20 protein-coding genes are annotated in these 19,477 nt (G+C 63.4%); 16 read left to right on the plus strand and 4 right to left on the minus strand.

Features of this window, described 5'->3' with window-relative positions:
* Positions 1–65: 65 nt before the first annotated feature.
* Positions 66–1,310, minus strand: coding sequence for a D-inositol-3-phosphate glycosyltransferase (mshA, locus tag ACZ881_RS10200; RefSeq protein ID WP_476114839.1), 1,245 nt, complete (start codon positions 1,308–1,310; stop codon positions 66–68).
* 111 nt (positions 1,311–1,421) lie between these two features.
* Between mshA and ACZ881_RS10205 the strand changes: the two genes are divergently transcribed.
* Complete coding sequence (locus ACZ881_RS10205; RefSeq protein WP_476114842.1) at positions 1,422–1,940, plus strand: N-acetyltransferase family protein; 519 nt, start codon at positions 1,422–1,424, stop codon at positions 1,938–1,940.
* Here ACZ881_RS10205 and ACZ881_RS10210 read toward each other — a convergent pair.
* Positions 1,937–3,310: a 6-phospho-beta-glucosidase gene (locus ACZ881_RS10210; protein ID WP_476114845.1), complete on the minus strand. Its 1,374-nt coding sequence runs from the start codon at positions 3,308–3,310 to the stop codon at positions 1,937–1,939. The genes ACZ881_RS10205 and ACZ881_RS10210 overlap by 4 nt on opposite strands.
* A 64-nt stretch (positions 3,311–3,374) precedes the next feature.
* Here ACZ881_RS10210 and ACZ881_RS10215 point away from each other — a divergent pair, with 64 nt between their 5' ends.
* The 6 genes from ACZ881_RS10215 (at position 3,375) to tsaD (ending at position 8,673) form a co-directional block, all read left to right on the plus strand.
* Positions 3,375–4,469 (plus strand): carbohydrate kinase family protein, encoded by a 1,095-nt coding sequence (locus ACZ881_RS10215; RefSeq protein WP_476114848.1) that lies wholly within the window; start codon positions 3,375–3,377, stop codon positions 4,467–4,469.
* 66 nt (positions 4,470–4,535) lie between these two features.
* Entirely contained in the window at positions 4,536–5,777 is a 1,242-nt protein-coding gene (alr, locus tag ACZ881_RS10220; protein WP_178997152.1) for an alanine racemase, read from the plus strand.
* Complete coding sequence (gene tsaE / locus ACZ881_RS10225) at positions 5,774–6,349, plus strand: tRNA (adenosine(37)-N6)-threonylcarbamoyltransferase complex ATPase subunit type 1 TsaE (protein ID WP_476114854.1); 576 nt, start codon at positions 5,774–5,776, stop codon at positions 6,347–6,349. The genes alr and tsaE overlap by 4 nt, the downstream gene beginning before the upstream one ends.
* Positions 6,349–7,020, plus strand: a complete 672-nt coding sequence (tsaB, locus tag ACZ881_RS10230; protein WP_420178585.1) for a tRNA (adenosine(37)-N6)-threonylcarbamoyltransferase complex dimerization subunit type 1 TsaB — start codon at positions 6,349–6,351, stop codon at positions 7,018–7,020. The genes tsaE and tsaB overlap by 1 nt, the downstream gene beginning before the upstream one ends.
* Before the next feature lie 13 nt (positions 7,021–7,033).
* Positions 7,034–7,531, plus strand: coding sequence for a ribosomal protein S18-alanine N-acetyltransferase (gene rimI, locus ACZ881_RS10235; protein ID WP_476114856.1), 498 nt, complete (start codon positions 7,034–7,036; stop codon positions 7,529–7,531).
* Entirely contained in the window at positions 7,528–8,673 is a 1,146-nt protein-coding gene (gene tsaD / locus ACZ881_RS10240; protein ID WP_476114858.1) for a tRNA (adenosine(37)-N6)-threonylcarbamoyltransferase complex transferase subunit TsaD, read from the plus strand. Before rimI ends, tsaD begins: the two co-directional genes overlap by 4 nt.
* Positions 8,674–8,693: 20 nt before the next feature.
* Here tsaD and ACZ881_RS10245 read toward each other — a convergent pair whose 3' ends face one another.
* Entirely contained in the window at positions 8,694–9,845 is a 1,152-nt protein-coding gene (locus ACZ881_RS10245) for a glutamate--cysteine ligase (protein WP_178997144.1), read from the minus strand.
* 164 nt (positions 9,846–10,009) lie between these two features.
* On the opposite strand from ACZ881_RS10245, the gene ACZ881_RS10250 reads away from it, so the two are divergent.
* The 3 genes from ACZ881_RS10250 to ACZ881_RS10260 are packed head-to-tail and all read left to right on the plus strand — an operon-like array spanning position 10,010 to position 12,151.
* A complete protein-coding gene (locus ACZ881_RS10250; RefSeq protein WP_476114860.1) occupies positions 10,010–11,161 on the plus strand; it encodes a GTP-binding protein in 1,152 nt (383 codons plus the stop codon).
* A gap of 29 nt (positions 11,162–11,190) precedes the next feature.
* Positions 11,191–11,313, plus strand: a complete 123-nt coding sequence (gene ykgO, locus ACZ881_RS10255; RefSeq protein ID WP_011775528.1) for a type B 50S ribosomal protein L36 — start codon at positions 11,191–11,193, stop codon at positions 11,311–11,313.
* Between the two features lie 25 nt (positions 11,314–11,338).
* The gene (locus tag ACZ881_RS10260) at positions 11,339–12,151 is read left to right on the plus strand and encodes a shikimate 5-dehydrogenase (protein WP_091468917.1); all 813 of its coding nucleotides are present in this window, start codon (positions 11,339–11,341) and stop codon (positions 12,149–12,151) included.
* Between the two features lie 13 nt (positions 12,152–12,164).
* On the opposite strand, the gene ACZ881_RS10265 is transcribed toward ACZ881_RS10260, so the two are convergent.
* Positions 12,165–13,394 (minus strand): THUMP-like domain-containing protein, encoded by a 1,230-nt coding sequence (locus ACZ881_RS10265; protein WP_476114864.1) that lies wholly within the window; start codon positions 13,392–13,394, stop codon positions 12,165–12,167.
* 67 nt (positions 13,395–13,461) lie between these two features.
* Between ACZ881_RS10265 and ACZ881_RS10270 the strand changes: the two genes are divergently transcribed.
* The 6 genes from ACZ881_RS10270 to ACZ881_RS10295 all read left to right on the plus strand — a co-directional run bounded on the left by ACZ881_RS10270 (position 13,462) and on the right by ACZ881_RS10295 (position 19,352).
* A complete protein-coding gene (locus ACZ881_RS10270) occupies positions 13,462–13,824 on the plus strand; it encodes a hypothetical protein (protein ID WP_476114866.1) in 363 nt (120 codons plus the stop codon).
* 191 nt (positions 13,825–14,015) lie between these two features.
* A complete protein-coding gene (gene groES, locus ACZ881_RS10275) occupies positions 14,016–14,312 on the plus strand; it encodes a co-chaperone GroES (protein ID WP_011775524.1) in 297 nt (98 codons plus the stop codon).
* Positions 14,313–14,396: 84 nt separating this feature from the next.
* Positions 14,397–16,010, plus strand: coding sequence for a chaperonin GroEL (gene groL / locus ACZ881_RS10280; RefSeq protein WP_017200315.1), 1,614 nt, complete (start codon positions 14,397–14,399; stop codon positions 16,008–16,010).
* A gap of 173 nt (positions 16,011–16,183) precedes the next feature.
* Positions 16,184–17,821, plus strand: coding sequence for a LuxR C-terminal-related transcriptional regulator (locus tag ACZ881_RS10285; RefSeq protein ID WP_476114869.1), 1,638 nt, complete (start codon positions 16,184–16,186; stop codon positions 17,819–17,821).
* A gap of 116 nt (positions 17,822–17,937) precedes the next feature.
* Positions 17,938–18,255, plus strand: a complete 318-nt coding sequence (locus ACZ881_RS10290; RefSeq protein ID WP_476114871.1) for a hypothetical protein — start codon at positions 17,938–17,940, stop codon at positions 18,253–18,255.
* The gene (locus ACZ881_RS10295; RefSeq protein ID WP_476114873.1) at positions 18,252–19,352 is read left to right on the plus strand and encodes a flavin-containing monooxygenase; all 1,101 of its coding nucleotides are present in this window, start codon (positions 18,252–18,254) and stop codon (positions 19,350–19,352) included. The genes ACZ881_RS10290 and ACZ881_RS10295 overlap by 4 nt, the downstream gene beginning before the upstream one ends.
* The last annotated feature ends 125 nt before the right edge of the window (positions 19,353–19,477 follow it).

Consider the following 19,477-nt stretch of genomic DNA (forward strand, 5'->3'; position numbering starts at 1 on the left):
GGCTGCTGGGGTTCTTTCGCTGTGCGCGACAATCTATCAGCCCGGGAGCGGATACGAGCGGAGACTCAGCGCCGGGGAAGCAGCAGGCCGCCGACGGCCTCCCGATAGCTTTCCAAGGTGATCGCTGCAGTGCGCTGCCATCCAAAGGACTCGGCGTGGGTGGCAGCGAGCCGGCCCATGTCCTCCCGGGTTTGCACGTCGTCGTAAAGATCCTCAAGGGCGTCGGCCCAGTCGGAGGGGTGGTGCCCGTCCACCAGCAGGCCGGTTCTTCCGTCCGAAATGGCGCGGGAGAGGCCACCAACGTTGGTTGCCACCACGGGTGTACCGCACGCCTGTGCTTCCAACGCCACCAAGCCGAAGGATTCGCTGAAGGACGGCATCACCACCACGTCAGCGGACCGGAACCAACTGGCCAGCTCCGGTGCCACGACAGGCGGCCGGTGAGTGACGACGTCGGCCAGTCCGGCGTCTTCGATGAAGTGCTGGAGGTTGAAGTCCTTGGCGCCGCTAAGGGAACCCAGAATAGTCATTTCCAGATCGATATCAGGCCTGCGTTGGCGCAGGATCCCGGCCGCCTTGACGAAAACCTGCGGGCCCTTGAGCCGCTGGATCCTTCCGGCGAAGAGTATATGGAAGCTGTCGGGCCTGACTCCCCGCAAGGAACGGGACTTCCTCCGGAATGACGGGGTGAACACCTTCAGGTCCACCCCGGGTGGCGCGACGTCGATCCGGTCAAGGTCTGCTCCGTAATGGGAAACCAGTTCGTCCGCCTCGGCAGGAGTGTTTGCAACCAGCCGCGAAGCACCATCTACGATCCGTTGTTCGCCTTCTTCGCGGCGCCGTGGCTCAGGCCGTTCGCCGGACTCCAGGACGAGATTCTTGACCTTTGCCATGGTGTGCATGGTGTGGACCAGCGGGACACCCCAGAGTTCTGACAACTCAAGCCCTGCCACCCCGGAAACCCAGTAGTGGGAATGGATCGCGTCGTAACGCCCATGGAGCTGTCGGTGGCGGATCTTGTCGATTTCTTCCACCATGTGGTGCAGGAGCGCCGGTAGTTCTTCCTTGGGCAGCTTGCGGCGCGGTCCAGCCATGACGTTATGGACGCAGACGCCCGGCCCGGGATGTTCGACGGCGGGCTGTCCGGTTTTCGTGGAACGGGTGAAGATCTCCACCTCCACACCGGACTCGGCCAGTGCCATGGCCAGGGCGCGGACGTAGACGTTCATTCCGCCGGCATCTCCCGCGCCGGGCTGCTCCATGGGGGAGGTATGCAACGACAGGAACGCCACACGACGGATCAACGGCACCCGGTCCTCCTCACGATCACGGCAATAATCAGCTTTGCCCTGCAGAAAACACTACTCCTGCGCTCGAGTCCCGGGCCGAGCAAGCCCCGCTATGTGGACAAGGCTGCTAGCGTGGCGGCTGTGAGCCAAGAACAAAACTTCCAGATCCGCAAAGCAACGCCTGAAGACTGGCCCGGAATGTGGTCCATCCTGGAGCCTGTGATCCGCAGCGGCGAGACCTTCACCTGGGACCGTGACACCACGGAGGAAGCAGCCAGGACCAAGTGGATCAAGGAAGCTCCCGGTCAAACGTTCGTGGCGGCGCGCCAGGACACAGGCGAGATATTGGGAACGGGGGAGTTCCACGCCAACCAAGCCGGCGGCGGCAGCCATGTTGCCAACGCAGGGTACATGGTGGGGGCCAACAACTCGGGCCAGGGCATCGCCCGGGCGCTCTGTGCCTACTCCCTGACCGAAGCCAAGGCAGCCGGGTTCCTGTCCATGCAGTACAACGCCGTGGTGGAGAGCAACGTTAGGGCTGTGTGGTTGTGGCAATCCATGGGGTTCAAGATTTTGGCCACGGTTCCTGAAGCCTTCAACCACCCGGAGATCGGCTACCTGGGCCTCCACGTCATGTACAGAAAGCTCTAGGCCCACAACTGGCTTAGCCCGGGAAAAGCTGCCTCGTACCCTTCCAGCAGCTGCCGGCCCAGGGGGGCCGAACCTACCAACGGGTGAGCGGCAAAGGCTTGGACGGCGGCCTCGCGCTCGCCGGCGACTACGGCCCGGATGGTCAGCCGCTCAACCTCTTTCACATGCTGCATCAGGGTGAGGAACTGCCCGTCCGGCCGGTCCTGCGGAAGTGGCAACGCGCCGTCGGGCGTTACCTCGCAAGGAACCTCGACGACGGCGTCTGCCGGCAACCCCGGAACGGCCACCTCTGCGGTAGACGCGGCGTGCAACACCGGCGAGTTGGGCACGTTGAGGATCAGCTGGGCGGTCCCGCCCCCGGACAGTGCGCGCATAACGGACAGGGCAACACGTTCGTAGCCGCCCCCTGCCAGATCAGACTCGTCGCGCTGCTCCCCATGCGTCCGCGCTTCGGCCAAGTAGCCTTCCTCGCGGGAGCGCCGGGCAGCATCCCAGACCTTATAAGGATGTGGGGCCTGAAGAAGCGAGGGGTAGAGCGACTGTTGCTGGTCGTGGATGGACGCCCCGCGCGTTTCGCGTTGCTGTCCAATGGCTTCAGTGGCCTGTGACGTTTGGTAGTAGTAGTACAGGTATTCGTTGGGCAGGCAGCCAAGTTGCAGCAGGGTGTGCTGGCCGAACAACCGCCCCTCCTCCATGGTTTCGAGGGCAGCGTGATCGGACAGCAGGGCAGGTAGCAGATCCGTTCCACGAGGAGCCAGCCGGTATAGCCAGCCGAGGTGGTTCAGCCCGTAGTAGCCCACGCCGTCGAGCGTTCCTTCTTTGAGGGGCGCCCCGGCAGCCCGGGCGGCACGCTGGACCAAACCACCGGCGGAGTCGCAGATGCCGATCACCTTGCGTCCCAGGACGGGAACCAGCGCTTCGGTGACCATGCCGGCAGGATTGGTGAAGTTGATGAGCCACGCGTCGGGGCAATGGCGACGCATCGCCTCAGCGAGCTGCAGCATGTGGGGGATCGAGCGGAGCGCATAGGAGATGCCGCCGGCGCCGGTGGTCTCCTGTCCAAGCAACCCCAGCCTCAAGGGAATCTGCTCGTCCGCGATCCTCCCCGCAGTACCGCCTGGGCGGATTGCGGCGAACACCATGTCTGTTCCCGTGAGTGCCTGCTCAAGGTCTGTGGAAACCACGACGGCGGGTGCGGAACCTCTGTCCGCGGGCATGTCGCGGAGTACCGCCTCAATGGCCGCCAGCCGCGAGCCGTCCACGTCAAAAAGGACGAGTTCATCCACCAGTCCGGCGAACGGACCCGCGCACAAAGCCCGGAATACAAGGGGAACCCGGAATCCGCCGCCACCGGCAATCATGAGCCGCATGGTCCGAGTCTATGCAGGCCCGCAAGTCTATGCAGCCCAGTACGTGCAGCGTAGTCTGCCGTGCATGGACGCTAAACCCCAGCGACGCTTCGACCCCCTGGCTGCGCTGCGGTCGGATGGGGACCACCAGTGCGACCTCCTCCTCACTGGAACTGTTTTCCAGGACATCATCTTCACCGGGCTCCCGCACGCCCCGGAACCCGGCACGGAGGTCTGGAGTGAGGGCATGGGCAGCTGCCCCGGTGGTGTCGCCAACCAGGCCATTGCCGCCGCGCGCCTCGGCTTGCGGACCAATCTCGCGGCAACCTTCGGGGACGACGGCTACGGTGACTACAACTGGCAGATCCTGGAAAGCCAGGAACACGTCGACCTCTCGCTCTCGCAGAAGGTTCCCGGCTGGCACTCACCGGTCACGGTATCCATGTGCGTGAACCAGGACCGATCAATGGTGACCCACGGCCACCCCGCCCCGATTAGTTCCTCCGAGCTGATCGGGAAGCCACCCAAGGCGCTCGCCGCCGTCGCTGACCTGGGGGAGGAACTGGAACCGTGGATGCTGGCAGCGAAGGAGGCCGGAACCAAACTCTTCGGGGTGGTGGGCTGGGACCCGACAGGGGAGTGGTCGGAGCGCCGGCTGAACCAGCTGGGGCACTTCTACGCCTTCCTGCCCAATGCCCCGGAAGCGATGGCGTTTACCGGGAAGGCCGACCCCTGGGCGGCCCTGTACTCCTTGGCTGACCGGGTTCCCGTGGCAGTGGTGACCCTTGGCCCCCAAGGCGCGGTGGCAGTGGATTCGGAAACGGGGGAAGAGGAGTGGGTGCCGTCCCTGCCCGTATCAGCTTCCGATCCCACGGGCGCCGGGGACTGTTTCGGGGCGGCCTTCATCGTGGGATGCCTGGCAGGGTGGAGGTTGGGGGACCGGCTCCGGTTCGCGAACCTTTGCGCCTCCTTGGCGGTCCAGGAAGTGGGCGGCTCACTGGCAGCACCGGGTTGGGGTGACATCGCCGACTGGTGGCAACGGGCGAATGCGCGGAAGGAGCGTCAGTCAAGTCAGTGGTTGAGGCGCTTCGCCTTCCTGGAACCGATCGTCAAGGACATCCCGGCGGAAGCACAGCGTCGGGCCCGGGCGACCATCGCGCATTTGTCGGACGCGCAGTAGCCGTGAGAGCCCCACAGCTAACCGCGCAGTTAACCCGAGTTCACTGACAGCACTAGAATCTCTAGGGTGACTTACGAAGCAGCTGCAGATATCGGTATCGGGTCGAAGGCCTCCATAGCAAAGTCAGCGGTGCTGGAACGCTCCGCCGTGATCGACCTCGACGCCGTGCGGCACAACGTTCGTCAGTTCGTCGGCATCGCCTCCCCGGCCGCTGTGATGGCCGTGGTGAAGGCAGACGCTTATGGCCACGGTGCCGTGCAGGTTGCCCGGGCAGCCCTCGACGCCGGAGCGGCCTGGCTGGGTGTCGCCCACATCTCCGAGGCGCTCGCCCTGCGTGCCGCCGGGGTTGATGCCCCGCTACTCGCCTGGCTGCACACCCGCGAAAGCAACTTCCAAGCGGCAGTGGCCGCCGGCATCGACGTCGGAATTTCCGGTTGGGAACTCGAAGCCGTGGTGGCTGCCGCCCGGGAGCAGGAGCGGCCGGCGCGTGTGCACCTCAAGGTAGACACAGGACTGGGCCGGAACGGCTGCACCATCGCTGACTGGGACCAGTTGTTGGGCCAGGCCATGGAATACCAGGATCAAGGCCTCTTGCGGGTGGTGGGCATCTTCTCCCACCTCGCCGTTGCTGACGAACCCCAACGCCCTGAAACCGATGATCAACTGGCTGTCTTCCGGGAAGCCATCGCCATGGCCGAGGACGCAGGCGTGGATACCGAGGTCCGGCACATTGCCAACACGCCTGCGGCGTTGTCCCGCCCGGACTCACACTTCGACCTCGTCCGAGTGGGCCTGGGCATCTACGGATTGTCGCCCTTCGACGGGGCTACGTCTGCGGAACTTGGCCTGCATCCCGCCATGACGGTCCGGACCCTCCTGTCCAACTGCAAGAAGGTGCCCGAAGGCCAGGGCGTTTCCTACGGACTCAATTACCGGACCAGCCAGGAAAGCACGCTGGGCCTGGTGCCGCTGGGCTATGCAGACGGTGTCCCGCGGATCGCCACGGGAGGTCCTGTGCGGGTGGACGGCATCAACTACCCGGTGGTTGGCAGGATTGCCATGGACCAAATGGTCATTGACCTGGGGCCGCTGTCCCCTGAAGCGGCGGCAAATCTCAAGGGCGCCGAGGCTGTTATGTTCGGCAACGGTGCCGACGGCGGGCCCACCGCCGATGATTGGGCGGCCGCCGCGGGAACCAACAACTACGAAATCGTGACGCGCATCAGCCCCAGGGTTCCGCGCAGTTACGTCAATGAGCTGCCCGCCCGGGTCGAAGTCAACAACGCAGCAGATACGGCCGCGCTGTGAGCGAAGCCCAGTGGGAGCGCACGCTGACGGTCACGACGGCGGAGCAGACCCATGCGCTCGCGGCAGAATTGGGTGGGGTGCTTGAGGCCGGGGATCTTCTGGTCCTGACCGGCGAACTGGGTGCGGGCAAGACGACGTTCACCCAAGGACTTGGCGAGGGCCTGGGAGTCCGTGCCGGCATCATTTCGCCGACGTTTGTCCTGGTACGGATCCACCCCAATCTCGCTGACGGACCCAGGCCCGGGGGCCCGGACCTGGTCCACGTTGACGCTTACCGGCTGGACTCGGCAGCGGAGATTGACGATATCGATCTGGAGAACACCATGGATACAGCGGTCACCGTGGTGGAATGGGGCCGGGACCGGGTGGAGCATCTCTCGGACAGCCGCTTGGAGGTTGACCTTCTCAGGTCTGTTGGCGGGGATAACACGGCAGCCACAACGGACGGCGACGTCATGGACTTCGATACCGATGAAGACGACGAACCCCGCACCATCGTTTTCCGTGGATTTGGTCCCCGCTGGGCCGAGGCACCGAAGCTCTTGGAGACCAGCGAAAACGGAGGCTACTGATGCTGATACTGGCCATTGATACCTCAGCGGTTGCCAGTGCGGCCCTGATCTCGGATGATGCCATGGAAAGTGTGGTGGACTCTTTCGCTACGGAGGATACCCGAAGCCACGCGGAAGTGCTGGCTCCCGGGATTGAAAAACTCCTGGCTGGTGCCGGGGTCACCGGCGCGGACATCGATGCGATTGTCACCGGTGTGGGACCTGGCCCGTTCACCGGGCTCCGCTCCGGTATCGCCACCGCCCGCACTCTCGCCTTCGTGTGGGACAAGCCGCTGTATGGGCTCATGAGCCTGGATGCCATCGCCTTGGAAGTGGCGGAGTCCACCGCGGCGACCCCCGAGTTCCTGGTGGCTACGGATGCCCGACGCAAGGAGGTCTACTGGGCCCGATACAGCCTGGCCGACGGCCAGCTTCCGGAGCTCGTGGACGGCCCCCACGTTGGTTTCGCTTCGGAGCTTCCGGACTTGCCGGTGTTCGGCGCAGGGGCAGGCCTCTACGCCGATGTCCTCAAGGCGGATGAAGATTTCGCCACCACCCAGCCGGATGCAGCCTCGCTGGGCCAATTCGCCTTGGCCAAGCTCACTGCCGGGCAGGCTTTGCTTGACTCAACACCCTTGTATTTGCGGGAATCGGACGCCCAGGTGCCTGGCCCCAGGAAGCGTGCACTGTGATGGGAGGGACACTATGAAAATGTCACCCAAGCTGGAACTCGCAGGAGTTTCCCTGCGCGACATGACCGAGGCCGACGTCCCGGCCGTGGAGACGCTGGAGCGCCGGCTGTTCCCCGTGGACGCGTGGCCCTTGCAGATGTTCTTCGACGAGTTGGCCCAGCCTGAGACCCGGCGCTACGTGGTGGCAGAGGTTGCAGGGGAGATCGTGGCTTACGCCGGATTGATGTGCATCGAGCCGATCGCGGACGTCCAGACGATCGCCGTCGTGCCTGAATTCGAGGGCAAGGGCATTGGCTCTGCTGTCCTGACAGAACTGATTGACGAAGCGCGGCGCCGCCGTGCCGAGGACGTCCTGCTGGAAGTGCGGGCGGACAATCCCCGCGCCCAGCAACTGTACTTGCGGTTCGGTTTCGAGCAGATCCACGTCCGTCCCCGCTACTACCGGGACGGCACGGACGCCCTGATTATGCGCCTTGAACTGAACAAACCCCAAGAAGGAGCCACAGCGTGAGCGGGCCGAATCCGGAACAGCCAAAGCAGCCGCTGGTGCTTGGCATTGAGTCATCCTGCGACGAGACCGGTGTTGGAATCGTGCGGGGGACCACCCTGCTGACCAACACGGTGTCATCGTCCATGGATGAGCATGTTCGCTTTGGCGGCGTTATCCCGGAGATCGCATCACGCGCACACTTGGACGCCTTTGTGCCCACCTTGCAGGAGTCGCTCCACGAGGCCGGCGTCACCTTGGATGACATCGATGCCATTGCCGTCACGTCCGGTCCGGGCCTTGCAGGGGCGCTGATGGTGGGTGTTTGCGCTGCCAAAGCCCTTGCCGTTGCCACCGGCAAGCCGCTCTACGCCATCAATCACTTGGTGGCGCACGTTGGCGTGGGGTTGCTGGATAGTGGGGCACCTTCGGAAAGAGCGTCCGACGCCGTTGCTGCCGCCGGCCTGGGTGCCGGAAAGCTTCCGGAGAACCTCGGAGCATTGCTGGTATCGGGTGGGCATACGGAAATCCTGCGCATCCGGAGCATCACGGACGACGTGGAGCTACTGGGTTCAACCATCGACGATGCCGCCGGCGAAGCGTACGACAAAGTGGCCCGCATCCTTGGCCTCGGGTACCCGGGTGGGCCTGCCATCGACAGACTGGCACGCCAGGGCAACCCCAAGTCCATCCGTTTCCCCCGTGGACTCACGCAGCCCAAATACATGGGCACCGCGGAGGAGAAGGGACCGCACCGTTACGACTGGTCCTTCAGCGGCCTGAAAACAGCCGTGGCCCGGTGCGTTGAGCAGTTCGAAGCCCGGGGCGAGGAAGTTCCCGTGGCAGATATCGCGGCAGCGTTCCAGGAGGCCGTGGTGGACGTCATCAGTTCAAAGGCAGTCCTGGCCTGCAAAGAGCATGGCATCACTGACGTCCTGCTGGGTGGGGGCGTTGCAGCGAACTCGAGGCTGCGGGAACTGACTGGGCAACGCTGTACCTCCGCAGGTATTAGACTGCATGTTCCGCCGCTGGATCTTTGCACGGATAACGGAGCCATGGTTGCCGCGCTCGGAGCGCAGCTGATCATGGCCGGCATTGCTCCCAGCGGCCTTTCCTTCGCACCGGATTCTTCCATGCCGGTGACTACGGTCTCAGTGCCCGCCTAGCGCTCCGCGGGCTAGTACAGCTAGGCGTCCGGACCCTTGCGCATCTGCTGGACGAGGTCCATGACCACTGCCTGCAGGTCGCCGTTGTGTTCAGCGGCCACCCGACGCTGTCGTTGGTAGCTTGCCCCGCGCTCGATGATCTTCAGGACGTCCGAGAGTTCTTCGGAGCAACCGAGCTTGGCCGCTACAGGTTCCAGCCGGGCGACGGTTTCAGCGAGGTGCTCTGTGACCAACTGCTCGTTGCCCTCGGCGTCGAGAATGATGATGGCTTCCATGCCGTACCGTGCGGCGCGCCATTTGTTCTCCTGTACATGCCACGGCGGCATGGTGGGGATGCTGCCGCCGGCATCAAGGATGGAGGAGAACTCGTCCACAAGACATTGGGTCAGCGCAGCAATGGCGCCTACTTCTTCAAGTGTGGCCAAGCCGTCGCAGATGCGCATCTCGATGGTGCCCAGGTTCGACACGGGGCGGATGTCCCAGCGGATTTCGGAGGTCGCGTCAATGACACCTGTGGTGAACATGTCCTGGACGTAGGACTCGTAGGCCTCCCATGTTTCGAACTGGAAGGGCAGCCCGGCGGTGGGAAGCTGCTGGAACATGAGCGCACGTTGGGAAGCGTAGCCGGTTTCTTCGCCTGCCCAGTACGGGCTGGAGGCGGACAACGCCTGGAAGTGCGGGAAGTAGTTGACCAGGCCGTCCAGGATGGGGAGGACCTTGTCCCGGCGGTCGATGCCCACATGGACGTGAACGCCGTAGATCACCATCTGGCGTCCCCACCATTGGGTCCGCTCGATCAGCTTGGCGTAGCGTTCCTTGTCCGTGACGGGCTGGAGCAGGGGAGGGCTGAACGGGTGGCTGCCTGCGCAGAACACCTCCACGCCCATGGGGTCGGTGACTTCACGGACGGCGGCCAGGGATCGGCTGAGGTCTTCCTTGGCATCCTTGACGGTCTCGCAAATGCCGGTGACCAGTTCCACAGTGTTGAGGAGCAGTTCGCGCTTGATATGGGGGTGTTCGTCATCCTCATTGAGGTCGGGGTGGTTCGCGGCGACGCCCTTCAGGACATCGTTGGCCACTGATACCAATTCCCCGGTGCGTGCATTGACGAGCGCCAACTCCCATTCCACACCCAGTGTCGATTGCCTGGATGGCGCAAAATCAATCTGCACGTAGTCCCCTCATAGTCTGTCTCAGCCGGACACGGTTCCCCGCTGTGGGGCCGCCAGCGGTCGGATCAAGTCTAATGCAGCCGGAACACAGGTGGCTGCTGGGGACTAACGGGAGACAAAGACGGTCATTTGCTAATGAGAATGATTCGCAATAGAATCAACGCATGCATCTTACAGTCCTCAGTTCCCTGGACAGCCAATGCCGGGAGTCAGCCGCCGCCAGGCTCGGCCAGACCCACGCCAATTCCGCAGTGGTCCTTCACGATCTTCTGGATGGTTCACTGGTCTTGCGGCGCGTCTATCGGAACGGCCAGTTGTTCGAACGCGAAACCACGGTATTGGAGCATGGTTGCCTTAGCTGCACCGTCAGGTTGGATGTTGTCCCGACGGCGGAACGCCTCGGCTCATGCGGCTTCGACCACGTTGTCCTGGGCCTCCCACCCGGCGTCGCAGCAGGGATGGCTGTTGCCGGGCTTCGGCGTGGATTGAGCCGCCCGGCGGTGATCGACAACGCTGTCCTGGCCTTGGACCCTGTAGACCTGGACGACCATATCTGGGATCGTCACACGTTGTTTGAATCAGGATTCACGTCCATGCCCACTGATGATCGCACCAGTGGAGAATTTCTGATCGGCGAGTTCGGGCAGGTGGACACCGTGATGGTGCACCCCGGACTGGGGGCCGTGCTGACCGGCGAGCCCCGCGAGGGCTCCGCCCAGTGGCTGCTGGGTGTCGAATTACTCGGCCAGTTGGCGTCCCATGCCGGAGTTGTTGGCGCGGCTGACGACTACCGGCCGGGATGCTTCGACGACGCCGAAGCAGCGGCCCGTAACCGGCCCGGCGTCGTGCGTGTGCCCGTCAGCGAAGCCAGAGGTTCCTTCCGGACGGTGCTCCGGAAAGCGGGTCGACCACTGCATCCTGGGCGCTTCCGTGATGCGCTGCCACAGCTGGCGGCCGGCACGCACTGGCTGCGTGGCCGCCTCTGGATCGCGTCGGCGCCTAAAACGCGGATCGCCGTCCAGGGAATCGGGCCGCGTGTGTGGCTGGAAAGCACCGGAAAGTGGCTGGCTGACACTGTTGAATCAGCGCCTGGCCTCGCGCGCCCGGGGAAGGCAGGTGCCGACGTCGACTCCCTCCTTGACTGGCACCCCAGCCATGGCGACCGCGGAACTGTGTTGGCCATCACCGGAAGGTCGGAGGACATTGATCCCCAGGAAATCAGCGGTCTGCTGGACGGCTGCCAACTAACGGAGGCGGAGATGGAGCAGGATTTCGGCGTCTGGGACGACCCCCTGGAACTCAGCGACGCCCTCTAAACCGAACACCCACACAAAGGAGAAACACCATGAAAGTCAGGAATTCGCTGCGTGCCCTCAAGAAGATCCCCGGCGCCCAGATCGTGCGCAGGCGGGGGCGCACCTTCGTCATCAACAAGAACAACCCGCGGATGAAGGCGCGGCAGGGCTAACAGCACGGCGTTGTTTAATGGGGGAATGCCAATCCTGAACAAAGACATGTCCCTGTGCATTTCGCTTGCGGCCCGGCCCAGCAATATCGGGACCAGGTTCCACAACTATCTGTACGATCTGCTCGGCCTGAACTTTGTCTACAAGGCATTCGCCCCCGCGGACATCACCCTTGCGGTGGCGGGCATCCGCGGCCTCCCGATCCGGGGCGCCGCGGTGTCCATGCCGTACAAGGAAGCCGTCATCCCGCTGGTTGACGTCATGGATCCGTCGGCCAAAGCCATTGATTCGGTGAATACCATCGTCAATAACCACGGTGTCCTCACTGCCTACAACACGGACTACATCGCGATCGCCCGGCTCCTGAAGGACCACCAGGTTCCCAGCAGCCACACGGTGCTGCTCCGCGGTGCCGGCGGCATGGCCAAGGCCGTAGCCGCAGCCCTTCGGGACGCCGGGTTCACCGCTGTAACCATCGTGGCACGCAATGAGGGCACCGGCCGTGCGCTCGCAGACCTCTACGGCTTCGGATGGCAGGACGACGTCAACGGATCAACCGCGGACCTCATCATCAACGTCACTCCGTTGGGAATGGCAGGTGCGGATGAAACCGCCCAGTCCTTCGATGACGCCACTATTTCCGCTGCCCAGGTGGTGTTCGACGTCGTGGCATTGCCGTCGGAGACGCCGCTCATCACCGCTGCCCGGCGAGCTGACAAGAAGGTGATCACGGGCGCCGAGGTCATCGCTATCCAAGCTGAGGAGCAGTTTGTCCTGTACACGGGCGTGCGTCCGAGCGCCGAGCAGGTGCGTGAAGCTTCGGAGTTCTCCCGCCGTTAGCTCTTGTGACACATCAGGCCGTCACTGGCTCCACGACAACAGCCACTCTTTCCTCGCCGATCCGGGTGAGGACCAAGGTGGCTGTTTTCGCATCCTTGCCCTTGAGGGGTTTGGCGGGAAGCAGTTGCTTCCGCAACTCTTCCGGGGTCACTGCCGTGCCGCGCTTCTTGATATCCAGCACCGTGACGCCGTTGTTCTTCACCCATGCCTTGAGCGCCTTGACGTTGTAGGGCATCACTTCAAGCACTTTGTAGGCACGGGCGAACGGGGTGTCATGCAGCTCGGGGGCGCAGATGTAGGCGATGTGCTCGTCCACCAGATGCCCACCGAGGCGTTCTGCGACGTCGGCCACCAGCCCTGCCCGGATCACCGCCCCATCGGGTTCATAGAGGAAGCCCTCGACAGGCCCGACGGCGGCTACCGGGCCGCCGTCGAAATCCGCACCGCTGGTGATTTCAGCGGCGCCTTGGCTGCCGATAACCAGCGCTGCGCGACGCACGCCGGGGCGGGCCACTGCGTTGAACCATAAGGTCACTTCGGTAACATCGCCGCCCACTGAGACCCATTGGGCCTCGCAGCCTGACGGCACCGAATCATGGGGGATTCCGGGACCCATTTTGACGCCGATTGCGCGGCCGGTGGCTGCCAGGCGTTCAACGAAGGACAACGGGGGAGAGAACGCTTCAGGGTCCCAGATCCGCTTGGTTCCGGAAGTGGACGTGGTTCGCCGGGCAGGATCCAGCCATACACCGTCGATCCCGTCCAGTTCCACGGACGTGGCATCCGAGTGCACCACAGTGGCGTGCGGGAATGGCATGAGGTTGATCGTGGCGCAGGCGGCAGTGGTTTCATCCATCTCAACGGCGGTCACCGAAATGTCCATGGAAGCCATCGCCATGGAATCGGCACCAAGGCCGCAGCCGAGGTCAGCAACGTGCGGGATGCCCGCCTTCGCGAAACGTTCGGCGTGCCGGGCCGCGACGTTCAAGCGCGTTGCCTGCTCCAGTCCCGCTTGAGTGAAAAGCATTTGCCGGGCGAACTCGCCGAACTTGGCCTCGGCACGTGTCCGCAGGCGGGATTGCGTGAGGACCGCGGCCACGAGTTCGGGGGAGTGGCCCGCTTTCCGGAGCTCGGCATTGACGCTGAACGAGTCGGCTTCGCGGTAGGGCCCCAAGGAGGCAAGAAGTTCCCATCCTTCAGTTGTCAGCAAGGGCGCGATCTGTTCCTGCGGTGCGTGAGGCATGGGATCAAGCCTAACGGCGCGGTGCTTGACAACGTGACCGGCGAATCAGCCCGATAGGGTTGTTTTCATGGAAGACAACGCAGCCCCGCATCACTCCACCATGACAAAGTTCGCTCGTCCGGCCCTGATAGCGGGGGCAGTGATCGCGGTAATTTGCGTCGGCCTGCTAATCATTATCTTCGCGTTGGATTCCTTCAATGCCGCCACCTACTCCGTCGCCGGCAAGAGCGTTAACGACGCCACCGAAGAAGCGCGGGGCATCCGCGAACTCTACAGCGGTGCCAGAACCGGTGGAATCATCACCCTGGTGATCTCCGGCGTCGTAGCTATTGCCGCTGCCGTAGTGCTGTATCTGAACCGCGGCAACGCTCCGTTGGACGAGGACGATGACGGCGAAGACTACGACCTGGACGACCTCACCGGCCGGTGACGGAGGTTCACTCATGACGAAATTCTGGCACTCGCCTTGACCGAGTGCTAACGCTTACATAGAGTCTTGTTAGCACTCTCCCCCGGAGGGTGCTAATCACGCCAAGCGTCTTCCGGCACCGCGACGACGGTTGTACGCTCCGGCACCCTAGTTCTTAGTCCATGAATCAGCTCATGAAAAGGAGAGTCCGAGTGTCGGTCTCGATTAAGCCTCTTGAGGATCGTATTGTTGTTCGCCCGCTCGAAGCAGAGCAGACCACGGCTTCCGGCCTGGTAATTCCGGACTCCGCACAGGAGAAGCCGCAGGAAGGCGAAGTTGTTGCAATCGGCCCCGGCCGCTTCGATGACAACGGCAACCGCGTACCGGTTGACGTAGCTGTTGGCGACGTCGTCATCTACTCCAAGTACGGTGGAACCGAAGTCAAGACCGGCGGCAACGAGTACCTCGTTCTGTCCGCCCGCGACGTCCTTGCGATCGTCGTAAAGTAACTTCCTGGAGCCCCGCACCGCCGCCGCGTTGGAATCATTCCGACCGTCAGCGGTGCGGGTTTTCTGTCTTGAAAGGACACAACCATGGCAAAGCAGCTTGCTTTTAACGATGCTGCCCGCCGGTCTCTTGAGGCCGGTATCGACAAGCTCGCCAATACTGTCAAGGTGACGCTTGGCCCGCGCGGCCGCAACGTCGTGCTGGACAAGAAGTGGGGCGCTCCCACGATCACCAACGACGGTGTGACCATCGCCCGCGAAGTTGAGCTTGACGACCCCTACGAGAACCTTGGCGCACAGCTGGCCAAGGAAGTAGCAACCAAGACCAACGATGTCGCCGGCGACGGCACCACCACGGCCACCGTGCTGGCACAGGCCCTGGTCAAGGAGGGCCTCCGCAACGTTGCTGCCGGCGCCGCTCCTGGCGAGATCAAGCGCGGCATCGAGGTTTCCGTCGAAGCCATCGCAGCCCGCCTCCTGGAGAACGCCCGCGAAGTCGAAGGCACCCAGGTTGCCAGCGTTGCAGCCATCTCCGCGCAGAGCGACGAGGTTGGCGAACTGCTGGCTGAAGCGTTCGGCAAGGTTGGCAAGGATGGTGTCATCACCATTGAAGAATCCTCCACCACCCAGACCGAACTGGTGCTCACCGAGGGCATGCAGTTCGACAAGGGCTACCTTTCCCCGTACTTCGTCACTGACGCAGAGCGCCAGGAAGCAGTTCTTGAAGACGCCCTCATCCTGATCAACCAGGGCAAGATCTCCTCGCTGCAGGACTTCCTGCCGCTGCTGGAAAAGGCCCTGCAGGCCAACAAGCCGCTCTTCATCATTGCTGAAGACATCGAAGGCGAAGCCCTCTCCACGCTGATCGTCAACCGTATCCGCGGCACGCTCAACGTTGTTGCCGTCAAGGCTCCGGGCTTCGGCGACCGCCGCAAGGCCATGCTCCAGGACATCGCGACGCTCACGGGCGCCCAGGTTGTTTCCCCGGACCTCGGCCTGACCCTGGACAGCGTTGGCCTCGAGGTCCTTGGTACCGCTCGCCGTATCACGGTGACCAAGGACAACACCACCATCGTTGACGGTGCCGGCACGGCTCAGGACGTTGCCGACCGCGTGGCGCAGCTGCGTGCTGAGCTCACCCGGACGGACTCCGACTGGGACAAGGAAAAGCTGCAGGAACGCTTGGCCAAGTTGGCCGGCGGCATCGGCGTGATCAAGGTTGGCGCAGCCACCGAGGTTGAGCTGAAGGAAAAGAAGCACCGCATCGAGGACGCTGTTTCCTCCACGCGTGCAGCCCTCGAAGAAGGCATTGTTTCCGGTGGCGGTTCCGCTCTCATCCACGCCCTCAAGGCGCTGGACGAGTCCCCGGCCGTCAAGGCCCTGGAGGGTGACGCGGCAGCTGCTGTGGGCATCGTCCGCCGCGCCTTGGTTCAGCCTTTGCGCTGGATCGCCCAGAACGCCGGCTTCGATGGCTTCGTGGTTGTTGCCAAGGTTTCCGAGCTGGAAGCCAACCACGGCTTCAACGCCAAGTCGGGCGAGTACGAGGACCTGATCGCCGCTGGCGTGATCGACCCCGTCAAGGTCACCCGTTCGGCTCTCCGCAACGCCGCTTCCATCGCTGCCCTGGTTCTCACCACCGAGACCCTGGTTGCCGAGAAGCCGGCTGAGGAAGAAGACGCACACGCAGGCCACCAGCACTAAGAGCCTGTTATACAGAAGCCCCGGTCACCGTGACCGGGGCTTCTGTTGTCTTCGGGGTGGTGTCGTGGCCTGTGTCGCTCAGCTATTGTGAGCGCACGACGGCGGCGGTAACCTGACGCTAATACGGCGGCTTGGGTGCGTCAACGGGGCGCATCGACGCCGACGGGTGAGCCATGACGATGCCTGCCACAGCTTTGGACCTGGGACGCTCGGCATTCTCCGAGCACCGCTGGAGCGATGCCTTCGAATGCCTCGCCCGCGCCGACACCGCAGGGGGACTGCCTCCTCAAGACATCGAGCTGGTGGCCTCTGTAGCGATGCTGTTGGGCAAAGACGCCGAGGGCGTGGCCTACTTGACCCGGGCGCACGACGAATTCATCACGCTGGGCGACACGGATAGTGCCGCGCGCTGCGCAGCATGGCTGGTGCTGTACTTGATGGATCTCGGTGAGCCCGCCCGCAGCAGCGGCTGGATGTCCCGGGCCAAGCATCTGGTGGAAGGGCTGGATAGCCCTACCGCAGCGGAGGGCTACCTGTTGGTTCCGGAGGCACTTGGTGCCCTGTACGGAGGAGCTCCGGAGGCGAGCTTTGCGATTTTCAGCCGGGCGTTGGAGATCGGCCGGCACTTCCAGGACAAGGACCTCATGGCGCTGGGCCAGCTCGGCGTCGGAACCGCCAGGCTCACCCTCGGATTCCCGGATGAGGGCCTTCAACTTCTTGACGAAGTGATGGTCTCGGTCATCGCGGGCGAAGTTTCGCCCATCCCGTCCGGGATCATCTACTGTGCGGTGATCGGCAACTGCCGGTTGGTGTTGGATGTCCGCCGGGCCCAAGAGTGGACGGCCGCGTTGGAGAAATGGTGCGGGGACAGGCCGGACATGGTCATGTTCAGCGGGCAGTGCCAGTCCCACCGGGCGGAGTTGTTTCTCCTCCATGGCGCATGGGATGACGCCCTTGCCGCGGCGCGGATTGCCCAAGACCGTGCGCGGCGGGGCGACCCGGAAGCCACTTACGGCGCTTGGTACCAGCAAGGGGAAATTCTCCGTCTCAGGGGAAGCCTGGCCGAAGCTGAAGCTGCCTTTGCAAGGGCAGGCGAGACGGGTTTCGAGCCCCTTCCCGGTATGGCCCTGGTGCGATTGGCCCAGCAGAACGGCCCCCAGGCCCAGTCCATGATGCGTCGGGCAGTGGCAGCGTCGGATCCTGCCAACCGGCGAAGACTTCTTCCGGCTTTGGTTGAGGTGGAACTCGCCTCCGGTGAGCTGGCAGCGGCAAGGTTCGCTGCCGACGAATTTGCGTCCCTGGTTGACCCGGGAAAGCGCCCTCTGGAAGCTGCCCTCGCTGCCCACGCGGAGGCAAGCGTGCTCTTGGCTGAAGGCAGCGCGGAAGCTGCGCTGATGGCGGCCCGGACCGCATGGAGGCTGTGGTTCTCCCTTGAAGCACCATATGAGGCTGCCCGTTGCCGCGTGCTGGCGGGCAGGGCCTGCGCGGCGCTGGGCGACCCTGATTCCGCGACCATGGAATTCGAAGCAGCCCGGGCGGAATTCGTGGAGCTGGGCGCCGCTCCCGCGGCCTCTGAAGTAGTGGGCATCAGTGGAGAACGCGATCAAGGCACTGGCTCGCCGCTTACTGTCCGCGAACTGGAGGTCCTGCGTCTGGTGGCGGAGGGCAACGCGAACAAAACCATCGCCCGATCCCTTTACCTCAGCGAAAAGACCGTTGCGCGGCACGTGAGCAACATCCTCACCAAACTCGCTGTGCCATCGCGCGTGGCAGCGACCCGGTATGCGTTCGATCACCATCTGTTGAGCTAACGCCATCTGTTGAGGTCTGGCTCGTTCGCCTGTGCGCATAAATACCCATGCAGCGTGGGTGGGAATGGGCCATTCTGCCGACGCGGTGGATGGGGCTGGACTCATAGCTTGGCTGTATGAACATTCCACTGCTTGCCGGCACCGTATCCACCGTGCTTTTCGCCGCCAGCATGCTCCCCATGCTTCTGAAGGCCGTGCGCACCAAGGACCTTGAGTCATACAGCGTCGGCAACATCGCCACCACCAACGTGGCCAACGCAGTGCATTCGTTCTATGTCTTTGATCTTCCGGCAGGCCCCGTATGGCTGCTGCACTCCTTCTACATTGTGGCGTCTGCCCTCATGCTCTTGTGGTGCCTGCGCTACCGGAAGGTTCCTGAAGACACACACAAAGAACCCATCGGAGAACCAGTAATTGAAGGGAAAAAACCATGAACGGGAGCCAGAACCCAGCAGTAGACACGCTCATAGTAGGAGGTGGACAGGCAGGCTTGGCGATTGGATATTGGCTGGCACAAGAAGGCAGCAGCTTCCTGATAGTGGATGAAAATGCCAGGACGGGAGACTCTTGGCGGCAGCGATGGGATTCCCTGCGGCTGTTCACTCCCGGCAAGTACGACGGCCTTCCCGGGGCGCCGTTCCCTGGCGACAGGTTGAGTTTTCCCACCAAAGATGAGCTGGCTGACTACCTTGAGGACTACAAGCGCCGCTTCGACCTGCCGATCGTACACAATGTGCGTGTCGACGGCCTTGTGAGCGACGGGGATGGATTCCAAGTCACCTCGGGGCAGCGATCATGGCATGCCAGGAACGTGGTTATTGCCACGGGGGGATACCGTGTGCCCAAGACCCCGGCCTTCGCCGGGGAACTGTCGCCGGACATACTCCAACTCCATTCCCAGGACTACAAGAATCCTTCCCAGCTCCAGCCCGGCCCTGTCCTGGTGGTGGGACTGGGGAACTCAGGGGCGGAGATTGCCCTGGAGGTCAGCGGGAGCCATCCGACCGCTGTGGCGGGAGCCCCCGGTGGCGAGCTCCCCGTGCGCCACGGACGTGCAGCAGCGCGCTTCGTGCTTCCGGTCATTCGTTTCGCGGGCCTGCACGTGCTCACACTCGACACCCCTGTCGGCCGCAAGGTTGCTCCAAAGTTCATGCAGAAGGCTGCGCCGCTGATCCGGACCAGGACCAAGGAACTGCACGCTGCAGGTGTTGAATTGCTGCCCAGGGTCACCGGTGTCCGGGACGGCTATCCGGAAGTTGGCGGAGACATCCAAACGGTCAAACCTGCCAACGTTATCTGGTGCACGGGTTACCGGGACGACTACTCGTGGGTCCGGGTGCCCGTGGTGGACGGGGCAGGCAGGCTGCTGCAAAAGCGGGGAGTGGTGGCCGACGTTCCAGGTGTGTTCTTCATCGGCCAGGAATTCCTGTTCGCTGCGGCTTCGGCGACCCTTCCGGGTGTCGGACGGGACGCGCGCTACCTTGCCCGTCGGGTGGCAGCAACGCGTTCCAGCGGACTAGTGAACGTGTAATGGGTCACGTTAGTGAGGGGCGTGGCCGGCTGCAGTGTTAACGAGAGCAGGGAGTATCAGCACAGGTCACGCACAGGTTCGGGTGGCACAATGTATGGCTGGACCTGTGCTGATGGGGCTTCGGA

The organism is Paenarthrobacter sp. TE3676 (assembly GCF_056279165.1).

Bases quoted from the DNA above. Each gene is read 5' to 3' on its own strand.
- ACZ881_RS10210 (WP_476114845.1), bottom strand. From the start codon at position 3,310: ATGCGGCTCATGATTGCCGGTGGCGGCGGATTCCGGGTTCCCCTTGTA.
- ACZ881_RS10215 (WP_476114848.1), top strand. From the start codon at position 3,375: ATGGACGCTAAACCCCAGCGACGCTTCGACCCCCTGGCTGCGCTGCGG.
- tsaB (WP_420178585.1), top strand. From the start codon at position 6,349: ATGCTGATACTGGCCATTGATACCTCAGCGGTTGCCAGTGCGGCCCTG.
- rimI (WP_476114856.1), top strand. From the start codon at position 7,034: ATGAAAATGTCACCCAAGCTGGAACTCGCAGGAGTTTCCCTGCGCGAC.
- ACZ881_RS10250 (WP_476114860.1), top strand. From the start codon at position 10,010: ATGCATCTTACAGTCCTCAGTTCCCTGGACAGCCAATGCCGGGAGTCA.
- ykgO (WP_011775528.1), top strand. From the start codon at position 11,191: ATGAAAGTCAGGAATTCGCTGCGTGCCCTCAAGAAGATCCCCGGCGCC.
- ACZ881_RS10260 (WP_091468917.1), top strand. From the start codon at position 11,339: ATGCCAATCCTGAACAAAGACATGTCCCTGTGCATTTCGCTTGCGGCC.
- ACZ881_RS10265 (WP_476114864.1), bottom strand. From the start codon at position 13,394: ATGCCTCACGCACCGCAGGAACAGATCGCGCCCTTGCTGACAACTGAA.
- ACZ881_RS10270 (WP_476114866.1), top strand. From the start codon at position 13,462: ATGGAAGACAACGCAGCCCCGCATCACTCCACCATGACAAAGTTCGCT.
- groL (WP_017200315.1), top strand. From the start codon at position 14,397: ATGGCAAAGCAGCTTGCTTTTAACGATGCTGCCCGCCGGTCTCTTGAG.
- ACZ881_RS10285 (WP_476114869.1), top strand. From the start codon at position 16,184: ATGACGATGCCTGCCACAGCTTTGGACCTGGGACGCTCGGCATTCTCC.
- ACZ881_RS10290 (WP_476114871.1), top strand. From the start codon at position 17,938: ATGAACATTCCACTGCTTGCCGGCACCGTATCCACCGTGCTTTTCGCC.
- ACZ881_RS10295 (WP_476114873.1), top strand. From the start codon at position 18,252: ATGAACGGGAGCCAGAACCCAGCAGTAGACACGCTCATAGTAGGAGGT.